The following is a 14,024-nucleotide window of genomic DNA, read 5'->3' as shown; positions in this document are numbered from 1 at the left end:
GGCCACGGCCTTGGAGCGGCCGGGCAGCTGGAAGACGTAGGTGTACGTGACGCGCGCGGGGGCAGGGGCGCCGTTGCGCTTCGCGGGCGTGAAGCGGAACAGGAGCGCTGCGGTGCGCGCGGCTTCATCGAAGCCGTGGCCCACGGGCTCCATCACCTCCGCCTGCGTCACCACGCCTTGCGTGTCCACGCGCAGGCGCAGGCGGACGTTCGCCTCCAGCTGCGCGCGCTCCGCCTCTGCAGGGTAGGGCGCCTCCACGGTGTGGAGCAGCTTCGGCAGCTCGATGACGGGCTCCGGTGGAGCGGCCGCGGGAGCTGCTTCGGATGCCGTGGGCGCGGCCGCCGGATCCTCCGCCTGCGTCGTGCCCGCGTAAGCCAGGCCACCGAAACAAATAGAAGACAGCAGTGCCGCGCCCAACTGGGACCGCCACCTGCGCTTCGCCTCGATCGCGATTATGAAAATGGTTCTCATTTTCAACGGCGCGACGTTTAGCCGCACGAAGTCTGAGCTGTCAAGACTGCATGGCAATTCACGCAGCGCGGTCTTGAGGGGTGAGCACCGTGGTGTGCAGGCCGTCCGCGACGCGGAACGCGAGCTGGAGCGACTGGTCCGCGTTGAGGCGCGGATCGCAGTGCGTGTGGTAGCGGTCGGAGAGGTCGTCCTCGGACACGTCCAGCGGGCCGCCCAGGCACTCGGTGACGTCCTGGCCGGTCATCTCCAGATGGATGCCTCCGGGGTGCACGCCCTCGGCGGCGGCGACCTGGAGGAAGCCCATCACCTCCGCGAGGATCCGCTCCAGCGAGCGCGTCTTGTAGCCGTTGCTGGCCTTGTGCGTGTTGCCGTGCATCGGGTCGATGGACCAGACCACGGGGCTGCCATGGCGGCGGGTGGCGGCCATCAGCCGGGGCAGGCGCGCGGCGACCTGATCCGAACCGAAGCGGCCGATGAGCGTGAGCTTGCCCGGGATGCCCTGGGGGTTGAGCGTGTCGATGAGGCGGATCAGGTCGTCCGGCTCCAGCGTGGGGCCGCACTTGAGCCCGATGGGGTTCTGGATGCCGCGCATGAACTCCACGTGGCCGCCGTCCAGCTGGCGGGTGCGCTCGCCAATCCAGAGCATGTGCGCGGACGTGTCGTACCAGCCGCCCGTGGCCTCATCGACGCGCGTCATGGCCTGCTCGACGTTGAGGAGCAGGGCCTCGTGGCTGGTGAAGAAGTCCACCGGGCGCACGGCGCCTTCGGACTCCGGGCGGTGGCCCAGGAGGCGGGTCAGGTCCGTGTAGCCCTCGCGCGCGAAGGCCCGCACCAGCTGCATCGTCTCCGCGGACTGGTGGTACGCGCGCAGCAGGCGCTGGGGATCCGGCGTCCGCTCGCGGGCGTCGAAGTCCATGCCGTTGATGATGTCGCCGCGGTAGCTGGGCAGCGTGACGCCGTTGAGGGTCTCCGTGGCGCTGGAGCGCGGCTTGGCGAACTGGCCCGCGATGCGGCCCACCTTCACCACCGGGCAGCCGCCCGCGAACGTGAGCACGCCCGCCATCTGGAGCAGGAGCTGAAAGGTGCTGCGCACGTTCTCCACGGAGAACTCCTTGAAGCTCTCAGCGCAGTCGCCGCCCTGGAGCAGGAAGGCCTTGCCCTCGGCCACCTGGCCCAGGGCTTCGCGCAGGCGGCGGGTCTCTTCGGCGTGCACCAGCGGCGGCAGGCGCGCCAGCTCCGCCTCCACGCGCGCGAGCATGGAGAGGTCAGGGTAGTCGTCGGGGATGTAGCGGACCGGCTTCGCCCGCCAGGAGGAGGGGGACCAGGAAGTATTCGTCACGGGAGCGCCGTCACTTTCGGGGGCAGGATTCCCTGCGCGACGCAGGAGTCGAGGTAGCGATAGAGGAGGTCGCGGTCGGTGGGAGGGCAGCGGACGTCGGTGCCCTCCAGCGCGGCCAGCAGCCGTTCACAGCGGATGGGGCCCAGGCCGAAGGCCGGGGTGGAGTCCCCGCTGCGCAAATCAAAGAATGCGAGCGTGGCGTCGTGGCCGCCGGAGCCCTTCGCGACGCGGTCGCGCCACTCCGGCACGTGACACAAGTCCAGCGGGTAGCCGTAGTCGCGCACCCAGTCGAAGAGCTCGGACAGGCGCACTTCCTCGGCGGGCGTGACGTTGAACACCGCGCCCGGATGCGACGCGCGCGCGAGTTGGACGATGGCGCTGGCCACGAAGTCCACCGGCGTCCAGACCTCGCCCACGTCCAACAGCGGCAGGGCGCGGACGGGCAGGCCGGCGAGCACGATGCGCCACACCAGGTCCTGCGTGTTGACGAGCGCGGTGTCCGGAGCGCCCACCACGCGGCCCAGTCGGTAGACCGTCGCGGGCAGGCCGCGCTCGGACGCCTGTTGCACCAGCCGCTCCGCGATCCACTTGCTCTGCTGGTAGCCGTCGCGAAGCCCGGGGTGCGAGGGGACGAAGGCCTCCGGCACGTCCGGGGACAGGTTCGCCTGCGGCGCCACCGCCAGCGTGGACACGTAGTGGAAGGGCTTGGGGCGGACGGCGGCGGCCAGCTTGAGCAGCTCGCGCGTGCCGCGCACGTTGACGCCCTGGAGGCTGCCGTACTCGCGCACCACGCTGACGACGGCGGCGTTGTGGATGACGGCGTCGCACTCGGCGGCGAGTCCGTGGAAGCGCGTGGCGTCCAGGCCCAGCAGCGGCTGGGAGAGGTCCGCCGGCAGCGCGAGCACCCGCGTCTCCAGTCCAGCAACAGGCAGCTTCTGGCCGGTCAGCGCCGAGCGCAGCCGGTCCATGGCCTGCGCCTCGTCCTTGGCGCGCACGGGGCAGATGATCCGCGCGTCCGTCCGGGCCAGGAGTTGGTGGAGCAGGTGCGCGCCGACGAAGCCGGTGGCGCCCGTGAGGAGGACCTGACGGAAGCCCTGGCCCCGGCGCGGCAGCTCGCGCGCCCAGGCCTCTCCCGTCGAGGAAGGGACGACGTCCTCGCCCAGCTCCGCGTCCGCGAGCATCGCGGGCGTGAGACCGCCAGCCTCGGCACCGCCCGTGCTTCCGCCCTGGAGCGCTTGCGCGAGGCCGGACACGGTGGGGTGCTTGAAGACGGTGGCCACGGGCACGTCGCGGCCCACCGCGATGCCCAGGCGGTTGGCCACCTGGATGCTCTGGAGGGACTGGCCGCCCAGTTCGAAGAAGTCATCCTGGAGCGACGTGGCGGCGCGGCCCAGCACCTGCTCCCAGACCTCCAGCACCGTGCGCTCCATGGGCGTCGCGGAGGCGAGCAGCGCGGCGCTCTCATCCGCGGGCATCGCGTTCTGGAGTGCCTTGCGGTCGATCTTCCCGGTGCTGGTGCGGGGCAGCCGCTCCGCGAAGGCGAAGGCGCCGGGCACCATGGGGGCGGGCAGCGCCGTGAGCAGGTGCTTGCGCAGCTCCGCGGGCGAGGGCTCGGGCGAGGCCACCAGGTGCGCGCACAGCCGGCGGGACCCGCCCGGCAGCACCTGTCCGACGACGGCGGCCTCAAGGATGCCGGGATACTTCAGCAACACGGTTTCGACTTCGCCCGGGTCGATGCGGTGGCCGCTGATCTTGAACTCGTCGTCCACGCGGCCCACGAACACCAGTTGGCCGTCGTCGCGCACGCGCACCTTGTCGCCGGTGCGGTAGGCGCGGGGCGTTCCTTCCACCGCGTCCAGGCGGGTGAAGCGGGCAGCATCCAGCTCCGGGCGGCCCAGGTAGCCGCGAGCGAGCGCGCCGCCCATCAGGCACAGCTCGCCCTCCTTGCCGGGGGCGGCCAGACGTCCCTGTGGAGTGACGACCGCCGCGACGACGCCGGGCAGCGGGCGGCCGATGGGGACCTCGTCACCGGAGGGCAGGGCGTCCGGCCCCGCGAGCTCGGCGACGGTGGCGACGACGGTGGCCTCGGTGGGGCCGTAGGTGTTGAGCAGGTGCACGCGGTCGCCCGCGACGTCCTTCCAGCGGGCGATGCGCTCCGGCAGCGCCGCCTCACCGCCGATGATGACGGTGCGAAGCGCGTCGGGCAGCCGGGCGGCGCCAGTGGACAGGCTGTAGGCCAGCTCGTGCCAGAAGGCGGTGGGCAGGTCGAGCAGGGTGATGCCCGCATCCGCGCAGGCCTCCATCAGGCGCGGCACTGACTGGAGCATCTCGTCCGTGCGCAGCACCAGCCGTCCGCCCGCGCACAGCGTGACGAAGATCTCCTCCACGCTGGCGTCGAAGTGGAGCGGAGCGAACTGGAGGACGCGGTCCTCGGGGCCGACGCTGTAGCGCTGCGTCGCGCCCGCGACGAAGTGGGCCAGGGCCCCGTGCGTGATCTGCACGCCGTTGGGCTGTCCCGTGGAGCCGGACGTGTAGATGACGTACGCAAGCCGCGCCTCAGCGCTCGACGCGGGCTCCGCATCGCGTGCTTCCGGCTGCTGGGCAGCGGGCACTCCTCGCGGGATGGCGTGCGCCGTCGAATCCCGCGCCGAGGTGTCGGCCTGCTCCAGCCGCTTCACGACGAGCACACCCGGCGCGGTCGGATCCGTGTCGGGCGAGGGGCGCTCGGACACCACCATCACGGCGGGCCGCGCGTCCTGGAGGATGGCCGCGTTGCGAGTGGCCGGGCCGGTCGGATCAATGGGCAGGTAGCCCGCGCCCGCGAACAAGATGCCCAGGCTGGACACGATGGCGTCGATGCCCCGGGGCACCTTCACCGCCACCGCCGTGTCGGGCCGCACGCCCGCCTCGGTCAGGCGCGAGGCGAGGGCCTGCGACGCCGTCACCAGCTCGCGGTAGGTCATCCGCCAACGGCCATGCTCCAGCGCGACCGCGTCCGGACGGACATCAGCTTGGGCCTTCAGCAGCTCCAGCACCGGGCGCACCGGAGGCACCGGGCCGCCATCCAGCACGGAGCCGACCCCGCCCGACGCGGAACGCCGCACCGGCTGCTCAGGCTGCGCGAGCAACGACTCCAGCAGCTGGAGGAACCCGCGCTGGTGCTCCTCGAGCGAGGCCTCCGTGTAGCAGGCGGGGTTCGCGTCCAGGTCCACGCGCAGGGCCGTTCCACCCGACCGCGCATGGAAGCCGAAGGACAGGTCCTCCACCGGACCCGCGGAGATGTTGTGCGCCGTCCCCGGCACGCCCGCGAAGTCCAGGGCGTAGTCGAACGGCATGATGTTGACGACGGGGCCGAACAGCTTGCGCTGTCCACCCACGAGGCGCAGGTCGCGCCGCAGCTGCTCGTAGCGGTAGCGCAGGTGCGGGCGCGAGGCCTTCATCTCCGCGGCCACGTCGCGGGCCAGCGCGTACAGCCCCGCGTCCGGCCGCACGGCGATGCGCAGCGGGACGATGTTCATGGCCATGCACGGCACGCGCAAAGACGCCGAACCCAGCCGGCCCATCACCGGAAGGCCCAGCACGGCCTCCGGAGCGCCCGTGCGCTGGTGCAGGTAGATGGCCGTCACGGCCAGCACCACGTCGGACCAGCTCACGCCCGCCTGCTTCGCGCCAGCCTGCAGCGCCGCCATCAGCTCCGGCCGCAGGTACTCCGAGCGCCGCAGGAAGCGCGACGACATGGGCGCCGCCTCCGCGAGCAGCGGTGGCACCGGGGCGTCCTCGAAGCGCTTCACCCAGAAGTCGCGGTCCTTCTGGAGCTGGGCGCCGCTCCGGTACGCGACGTCCTCATCCAGCACGGGGCCCAGCCGGCTGAACCCCGCCGGCACGGTCTTGCCCATCACGTCCGCAGTGTAGAGCTCCGCCACCCGCCGGGCGAGCAGCGAGAAGCCATAGCCATCCATGGCGATGTGGTGGATGCGCTGGAACCAGAAGGACCGCTCTGGCCCCACGGTGAGCAGCGCCTGCGCGAACAGCGGGCCCGTGCCCAGGTCCACCGTGCGGCCCAGGTCCTTCCACATCCACTCCTGCGCGGCGGCCCAGGGATCGGCCTCGCCGCTCAGGTCCACGTGCTGGAGCGTCCAGTCCGTCCCCGCGTCGATGCGCTGGGCCGGGCCTTCCGCGCCCGCGACGAAGCGCGAGTGCAGCGCGTCCGCGTCCGCCACCGCCTTGCGCAGGGCGGACTCGAAGCGCACGGGATCCACGGCGCCACGGAATTCAATGCACTCCCCCGCGTTGTAGACGGGGCTCTTCAGGTCGAGCTGTTGCCCCACCCAGATGCCGTGCTGGGCCGCGGTCAGCGGGCGGTTGTCCTGGGATGGGGGAAGCATGACGGGGAACTCCGAGGGGGAAGGGTGCCGCCCCGAGGGCGGGTTATGAGGCGCGAGCGCCGGGGGCCATCGCGACAGGCTGCTTCGCGGCGAGCAGCGCGTACCAGTCGGTGAGCGTGGGCTTCTCCGCGAGCTCCACGAAGGACACCTCCGTGCCGCCCTGCCGCCAGCGCTCCACCAGGCTCATCAGGCGGATGGAATCCATGCCGCGTTCGAGCAGGTTTTCGTCCTCGCCAATCGCGGACGCGGACTCCATCAGCAGCTCCGCCACGTCCGCGCGAAGCTGGTCGCGGTCCACCGCCGCGCCAGCGGCCTGCACCGGCATCGCGTCCATGAGCTGCTGCGTGGTGGTGACGAACGCCACCAGCTTCGAGGCGTACTCCAGCGCCATCTGGTGCTTCTCCAGCGAGAAGTCCGCCACCGCGTCCGCGACGAGGAAGGGACGGATCTCGCTCATGGAGCCGTCGCTGGCCGTCTGCAGGCAGCCGATGTGCGCGTAGATGCCGCAGATGATGAGTTGATCGCGCCCCTGCTCGCGCATCAGGTCCATCAGGCGCGTGTTGCGGAACGCGCTGTAGCGCCACTTGGTGAGGACGGTGTCGTCCTGCGCCGGGGTGAGCTCGTCGATGATCTGCTGCTTCGGGCCGGCGCGGACGCCGGGGCCCCAGAACTCCAGCTGGAGGCCGCGCTGCTCCGCCGTCTGGTCTCCCGGCTGCGCGGAGTAGACGATGGGGATTCCCAGCTTCACCGCGTGCTGGCGCAGGCGCTGGATGTTGGCCACCAGCTCCGTCACCGGGGACTGCCCCTGCGTGAAGGCGTCCACGAAGTAGCGCTGCATGTCGTGGATGAGCAGGACGCAGCGCTTGGGCTCGGGCGTCCAGGCAAGCTTGTTCTGGGGCAGCTCCGTCGCGCCGGGCATGGAATAGGGGGCAATGGCAGGCAGTGCCATGAAGGGCTCCTGTTTCAGGGAGAAGGAGTGGAGAGGGACTGGCGCAGGCTGTCGCGCAGCGCTTTCTTGCTGACCTTGCCGACGCCCGTCTGCGGGAAGGCCGCGACGAACTCGATGCGGTCGGGGATCTTGAACGACGCCAGGCCGCGCTGGCGCAGGAAGGCGTTGAGCACGGAGGGGGCGGGGGCCTCGCCGCGGGGGATGACGACGGCGCAGGTGCGCTCGCCCAGGAACTTGTCCGGGATGGCCACTACCGCCGCGTCGCTGACGGAAGGGTGCGCAAGCAGGTGGTTCTCCACCTCCTCCGCCGCGACCTTGTCGCCGCCCCGGTTGATCTGATCCTTCGCGCGGCCCTCCACCACCAGGTAGCCCTCCGGCGTCAGGCGCACCAAGTCGCCCGTGCGGTAGAAGCCGTCCGTGGTGAAGGCCTTGGTGTTGTGCGCTTCCGCCTTGTAGTAGCCGCGGATGGTGTAAGGCCCGCGCGTGAGCAGGTGCCCCGTCTCACCGGGCGCCACCGGCACGTCGTCGTCGTCCACCACGCGCAGTTCGTCCGCGTCCGACATGGGGCGGCCCTGCGTGGTGACGATGAGCGTCTCCGGGTCGTCCAGCCGCGTGTAGTTCACCAAACCTTCGGCCATGCCGAAGACCTGCTGGAGTCCGCAGCCCAGCGTGGGGCGCACGCGCGCGGCGGCCTCGTCGCTCAGCCGGGCGCCGCCCACCTGGAGGACCTTCAGGCTGGACAGGTCGTGCTTCTTCGCCAGCGTCGAGTCCAGCCACACCATGGTCAGCGGAGGCACCAGCGCGGTGACGGTGACGCGCTCACGCTCGATGAGCGGGAAGGCCACGTCCGGGCTGGGGTTGAGCGCCATCACCGCCGTGCCGCCCACCTGGAACGTGCCCAGCACGCCGGGCGAGGACATGGGGAAGTTGTGCGCCGCGGGCAGCGCGCACAGGTACACCGTCTCAGAGGTGAACTGGCACACGTCCACGCTGGCGCGCAGGCTGTAGATGTAGTCGTCGTGCGTGCGCGGGATGAGCTTGGGCACGCCGGTGCTGCCGCCGGACAGCTGGAAGAACGCCACGTCGGACGGCGACGGGCCCTCCATCGTCACGGGCTCCGAGGGCACGGAGGCCAGAGCCGTATGCGCACCCGCGTCACCCAGCACCAGCACGTGCTTCAACGTGGGCGTGGCGGCCTTCACCTGCTCCGCGAGCCCCCGGTAGTCGAAGCCACCGAAGCGCTCCGGGATGACGTACGCGACAGCTTCCGTGAAGGCGCAGAAGTAGCCAATTTCCGAAGCGCGGTGCGCCGGCAGCGCGAACACCGGCAGCGCGCCCATGCGGAACAGCGCGAAGATGACCTCGTAGAACTCCGGCACGTTCGGCAGCTGCACCACCACGCGGTCGCGCGCACGGATGCCCAGGGCGTGGAAGCCCGAGGCCATGCGGTCCACGCGCGCGTCCAGCTCCGCGTACGTCCAGCGGTGCGCGCCGCCCACCAGCGCCACGCGCGACCCGAAGTCCCGGGCGCGGTCGCGCAGGAGCTGACCGAAGGTCTCCCCACGCCAGTAACCGGCCTCGCGGTAGCGCTGGGCGAAGTCCTCCGGCCACGTGGGGCAGCCGGGCAGGTGTTCCCGCGCGGTGCTCACGGCTGCACCTCGAGGCCCAGGCCCATCGCCTGGAGCATGGTGAGGAACTTGGCCTCGGTCTCCGCGAGCTCCGCCTCCGGCGTGGAGCCCACGACGATGCCCGCGCCCGCGAACAGCCGCAGGGTGCGCTCGTCGGCCTCCGCGCAGCGGATGGTGACGGCCCACTGACCGTCGCCGTTCGCGTCGCACCAGCCCACGGTGCCCGTGTAGTAGCCACGGTGGAACGGTTCGATGTTGCCAATGGCCTCGTGCGCCAGCGCCGTCGGGTGGCCGCACACCGCCGGGGTGGGGTGCATGGCCAGCGCCAGCGTCAGCGAGGTGATGGATGGATCCTTCAGCTCACCGGTGATGCGGCTGGACAGGTGCCACATCGTCTGGGTGCTCACGAGCGACGGGCCCTTGGGCACGTCCAGCGTCTTGCAGAAGGGCCGCAGCGCCTCCGCCACCGCGTCGATGACGACCGCGTGCTCGTGCAGGTCCTTGGGTGAGGCCATCAGCCGCGTGGCCCGCGCCGTGTCCTCCACCGGATCCGGGCTGCGCGCGGCGGAGCCCGCCAGCGGATTGGCCAGGACCTGGAGGCCGGAGCGCGCCACCAGCAGCTCCGGGCTCGCGCCGATGAGCGTACGCCGTCCGGCGCCCGGGGCCGCGTCCGCGTGCTGCGGCAGGTCCACCGCGAAGGTGTACCCATGCGGGTTGCGCCGGGCCAGGTTGTGCAGGAGCTGCCGCAGGTCCACCGGCGCCGCGGTGTCCACGTGCAGGGAGCGCGACAGCACCACCTTTCGCAGCGGGCCCTCCTGCATGAGCTTCAGCGCCGCCGCCACGCCGTCCTTGTACGCGGAGGGCTCCGGCACGGGCCGCAGCGTGTACTGACCGGCCAGGGGAGACCGGGCCGCGGCGGCCGCGTCGAACACCATGGGCCCCGCGCGCTGGAGGGTCATGGGCACCACCAGGTGCGCGGCCACCTTGCCGTCGAAGGGCACCGCGCCCACCGCCACCGGGATGTCATGCGCCGCGTCCCGCGAGGCGTTGAGCACCGAGGCCACGCGCTCCGGCAGGCCGTCCAGCGAGTTCGCCCCGCCCGCGTCCGGCACCGTGGCGAACACGCCGCGCGCCAGCATGGTGCGCTTGGGGGACGCGAAGAAGAACCCGCCCGCGTCGTAGTCGCGCAGCAGCCGAGCCGCCAGCGCCTCCTGCTCCGGCTCTCGCGCCACGGCCGGCGCGCCCACCACGCCGTCCACCGTCCGCGCGTCCGTCTGCCGTTCAACGATTTTGGTATCAGGAATCATTCTCAACTCAGGGCGATTTGGGGGGAAGGACCTGCGTCCATCCCGGGAGGGAAAGTCAGGTGGAGGAGGCGAACGTCGCGGGCGCGCTAGACGCCCAGCGTGGCGCCGCCGTCGATACACAAATCGTGCATCGTGATGTGTCGGGCCTGGTCGGACGCGAGGAACACCACGGCGTCCGCGATGTCGTCCGGCGTGGCGATGCGGCGCAGCGGGATGCCAGTGCGGTAGGTGTCCAGCGAACCCTGGATGACGCGCGCGGGGCCGGACTCGTCCGTCCACATGCCCCGCTGCATGGCGGTGTCGGTGGAGCCGGGGGAGACGACGTTGCAGCGGATGCCGTGCTCAGCCAGCTCCAACCCCAGGCACTTGGTGAACATGGTGGAGGCGGCCTTGGACGCCGCGTAGGCTGCCATCTGCATGCGCGGCACGCCCGCGGCGTTGGAGCCCACCGTCACGATGGCGCCGGAGCGGCGGGGCACCATGTGCCGGGCCACCGCGCGCGAGACATGGAACACGCCGTGGGTGTTGACGGCGAAGGTGGACATCCAGTCCGCGTCGCTCTGCGTGAGCACGGACCCCATGCGCAGGATGCCCGCCACGTTGGCTAGCACCTGGATGGGGCCCAGCTTGGAGTCGATGGACGCGATGGCATCCTCGATGCCGTCCTTGTCGCGCACGTCCACCGGGAACGCGGTGGCCTTCAGTCCCTGCTGGCGCAGCTCCGCCACCAGCAGCTCCAATCCCGCGGCGTTCTGGTCGAACACCGCGACGGGCATCGTGCGCGCCAGCTTGCGCGCCACCGCCGCGCCAATGCCTTGCGCCGAGCCCGTCACCACCGCGTGTCCCGTCATCGAAGCCATCCGCCGCTCGCCTGGATTGTTTGAATGAAAATGAGAACCATTCTCATTTTCAGGGCCGGGAAGTGCCATGGCCACGAATTCCTGTCAAGGTGGCTGAGGCAGGGAACCGCCCGACGTCTGGCTTCACGGGCGGTGGTTGAGCGATTGTTTCAGTCTCAGGCGGCGCTGGCCCTGGCGGCGGCCGTCTCGCGGAGCACCTCTCCGGCGGCGGCGATGGTGTGTTCAATCTGCTCCGCGGTATGCACGGCGCTGATGAAGTTCAGGTCGCGGCGGAGGATGACGCCCCGGCGAGCCATGCCGGCCTGGAAGGGGATCATCTTCTCGATGTGCTCGGGGATGACCTTGCTGAAGCGGAAGAAGGGCACGGCGTCGTAGCCGATGACCTCCAGGCTGGAGCCCGTCTCCCGCGCGTGGGCGTTGACGCCGTCGCGCAGGCGGCGGCCCAGGTTGGCGATGTGCTCCACGTAGTTCGTGGTGCGGTATTCCTTGATGACCGCCTCACACACGGCCAGTGAGAGCATCTCACCGCCGAAGGTGGTGGACACCTGGAGCTCACTGAGACGCGACAGGTACTTCTCCGGGCCCGCGATGGCGGACAGGGGCATGCCCGCGGCGATGCCCTTGGACAGCGTGACGAAGTCCGCCTGGATGTTGAAGAACTGCTGCGCGCCGCCCAAAGCCAGACGGAAGCCGGTGACGACCTCGTCCAGGACGAACAGCACGCCGTGCTTCGCGCAGGTCTCCTTCACCTGGAGCAGGAACTCGCGGGTGACGGTGCGGTTGTACGGGATGGCCAGCAGCACGCAGGCCAGCTGGGCGCCGTGCTTCTCGATGTGCTCGATGAGCGCGGGCTCGTCCGGGGGCGTGAAGAGGGGCAGGCGGGTGGTGAGCTTCGCGACCGTCGGGGGCACGCCCGGGGTGTCATACATGAAGTGGTCGTGCCAGCCGTTGTAGCCCACGGTGACGATGTGCTCGCGGCCGGTGAGGTGGCGCGACAGGCGCACGGCGGCGGAGGTGGCGTCCGCGCCCGTCTTGAAGAAGCGGGCCATCTCCGCGCCGGGAATCACTTCCACCAGCGCCTTCACGGAGGAGACCTCCACCGGCGTGGGCAGCGAGTGGATGATGCCTTCCGCCAGGTGCTTGCGGATGGTCTCCGCGACGGCCGGGTGGTTGTGGCCCAGCATGTTGGCGCCCAGCGCCTGGATGAAGTCGATGTACTCCTGGCCGTCCGCGTCCTCCACCAGGGCGCCGTTGCCCTTGGCGAGGAACACGGGGAAGGCGCCGGGGGCGAAGTGATCCGGCTTCTTCATCATCGTCTGCGTGACGCCGGGGACCCACTTGCGGGCCTCGGCGAGCAGCTGGTTGGAGCGCTCCAGCTTGATCTCACCCACGATGGGGCGAGGCAGGGATGGGTGACGGGGGGCTGTCTGGGACATGGAAGGGTCCTGGTGAGGGGTGAAGAGGGATTCAGGGCGCGGGCGTCGCGTCCAGCCGCACGGCGCGGCCCACGAAGGTCCACAACAGCCCGAGCGCGAGCGCGGAGATGGCCACGGCCAGCCAGCCCAGCTGCGCGAAGCCGATGAGCGTGCCGTCCGGGCCGGTGGTGAGCAGCAGTCCGCCCATCCACGCGGCGAGCCCGGAGGCCCCGTCGCTGGCGGCGATGTTGACCGCGAGGTAGCGGCCCCGGATGGACGGCGGCACCTGCGACGCGACCAGCGCCATGGTGGGGATGGCGCGGCCGGAGGTGAGCGTCATGAAGAGCACGAACACGACGGCCACCACCGGCAGCGGAGACGGAGGCAGGTGGGGGAAGAGCAGGTGCGGCACCATGGTGGCCACGAGCAGCAGCGCCAGCGCGCGAGCAGGGCCCATGCGGTCCGCCAACCGGCCAATCCAGCGCGAGCTCACGAAGGTGGCCGCGCCGCCCGCCAGGTACACCCAGGGCAGGTCCGTGAGGGACAGGCCCACGTTGCCCACCATGAAGGCGCCCAGGTAGGGGATCAGCAGGAAGCTGGCGAACACCACCGTGAAGGTGAGGCCCCAGCCCATGGCCAGCCGGGGCGTGAAGCCCGCGGTGGCGGAGGCGCCGGACGCCTGGGACAGGTGTCCGTCCACGCGAGGCAGGAAGCGAAGCAGCAACAGCCACACGAAGCCCGCGACCGCCGCGAGGACGATGAACGGCGCGCGCCAACCCCCGAGGTTCGCGAGGCCCAGGCCCAGCGGCACGCCCGCGACGGCGGACAGCGCATAGGCCGTCATCACGGTGCCAATGGCCTGGCCCCGGCGCTCGGCGGGCACGGTGTCGCTGACGATGGCGATGACGACGGCGCCCATCAGCCCCGCGCAGCCGCCGGCGACGGTGCGGGCGATGAGCAGGCCCGTGGGCCCGGTGGCGGCGCCGCACAGGAGCGTGGCGATGATGAAGCCCGCGTAGAGCATCAGCAGCGTGCGCTTGCGCTCCAGACGATCCAGCCAGAACACGCCCAGCACGCCCATGGCCGCGGACGCGAGCGTGTACGCGGACACCAGCGCTCCGAACCGCGTCGCCGACAGCGAGAGCCGCTGCATCAGCAACGGGCCCAGCGGCATCAGCATCATGAAGTCGACGACGTGCGTGAACTGCACCGCCGCGAGCAGCCACAGCAGCGTGCGCTCACGCGGGGCGGGGGATGGAGCACTCAAGACAATCACCTGAATCCAGACACACGTCGGCCATGGCCCGGCAATGCCAGGCCAGGCTCGGCCGGGTCCGGGCGCACTTCTCGCCAGACCGCCGTGTTTTTTGTTACAGCTCAGCGAATGATAATGAGAATCATCCTCAGAAATCTTCCGGAGTCAATGGGAAAGCGGGTTCTGTGACGCAAACGTCTCTCCACGGCTTTGCGGCGTACGTCCGGCTTGACGGGCTGCAATGGGGGCGGAAGGGTCGGAGTTGGAGCGCAGTCCATCCCCGTTCGTTCCGACTTAGGAGTCGATGGTGAAGAAGCTCGTCAATGCGCCGCGCGCGGTGGTCCAGGAGATGTTGGAGGGGTTCGTGGCGCTGGCGCCGGGCCAGGCGTTGCTGGAGGGGGAGACGGCTGTCTCT

9 protein-coding genes are annotated in these 14,024 nt (G+C 70.7%); all 9 read right to left on the bottom strand.

Annotated elements, in window-relative coordinates:
- Positions 1–417, bottom strand: a 417-nt coding sequence (locus D7V77_RS33650; protein ID WP_233597396.1) for a TonB family protein, incomplete at its 3' end; no start/stop codon positions are given.
- A gap of 112 nt (positions 418–529) precedes the next feature.
- Positions 530–1,810, bottom strand: a complete 1,281-nt coding sequence (locus tag D7V77_RS33645; protein ID WP_120580368.1) for a 3-deoxy-7-phosphoheptulonate synthase class II — start codon at positions 1,808–1,810, stop codon at positions 530–532.
- Positions 1,807–6,195 carry a myxochelin non-ribosomal peptide synthetase MxcG gene (gene mxcG / locus D7V77_RS33640; protein WP_120580367.1) on the bottom strand — a complete coding sequence of 1,463 codons (4,389 nt, stop codon included), beginning with the start codon at positions 6,193–6,195 and terminating at the stop codon, positions 1,807–1,809. Before mxcG ends, D7V77_RS33645 begins: the two co-directional genes overlap by 4 nt.
- Positions 6,196–6,238: 43 nt before the next feature.
- Positions 6,239–7,144, bottom strand: coding sequence for an isochorismatase family protein (locus D7V77_RS33635; RefSeq protein WP_120580366.1), 906 nt, complete (start codon positions 7,142–7,144; stop codon positions 6,239–6,241).
- Between the two features lie 14 nt (positions 7,145–7,158).
- The gene (locus tag D7V77_RS33630) at positions 7,159–8,793 is read right to left on the bottom strand and encodes a (2,3-dihydroxybenzoyl)adenylate synthase (protein WP_120580365.1); all 1,635 of its coding nucleotides are present in this window, start codon (positions 8,791–8,793) and stop codon (positions 7,159–7,161) included.
- Complete coding sequence (dhbC, locus tag D7V77_RS33625; protein ID WP_120580364.1) at positions 8,790–10,079, bottom strand: isochorismate synthase DhbC; 1,290 nt, start codon at positions 10,077–10,079, stop codon at positions 8,790–8,792. The genes D7V77_RS33630 and dhbC overlap by 4 nt, the downstream gene beginning before the upstream one ends.
- Before the next feature lie 86 nt (positions 10,080–10,165).
- Positions 10,166–10,939 carry a 2,3-dihydro-2,3-dihydroxybenzoate dehydrogenase gene (locus tag D7V77_RS33620; protein WP_120580363.1) on the bottom strand — a complete coding sequence of 258 codons (774 nt, stop codon included), beginning with the start codon at positions 10,937–10,939 and terminating at the stop codon, positions 10,166–10,168.
- A gap of 155 nt (positions 10,940–11,094) precedes the next feature.
- On the bottom strand, positions 11,095–12,375 hold the full coding sequence (gene mxcL / locus D7V77_RS33615; RefSeq protein WP_120580362.1) for a myxochelin B biosynthesis transaminase MxcL: 1,281 nt from the start codon (positions 12,373–12,375) through the stop codon (positions 11,095–11,097).
- A 31-nt stretch (positions 12,376–12,406) separates the two neighbouring features.
- Positions 12,407–13,630 (bottom strand): myxochelin export MFS transporter MxcK, encoded by a 1,224-nt coding sequence (gene mxcK, locus D7V77_RS33610; protein WP_120580361.1) that lies wholly within the window; start codon positions 13,628–13,630, stop codon positions 12,407–12,409.
- Between the last annotated feature and the right edge of the window lie 394 nt (positions 13,631–14,024).

Source organism: Corallococcus sp. CA041A (assembly GCF_003612075.1).
GTDB classification, from domain to species: Bacteria; Myxococcota; Myxococcia; order Myxococcales; family Myxococcaceae; genus Corallococcus; species Corallococcus exiguus.
This window is presented reverse-complemented; position numbering and strand designations above follow the sequence as displayed.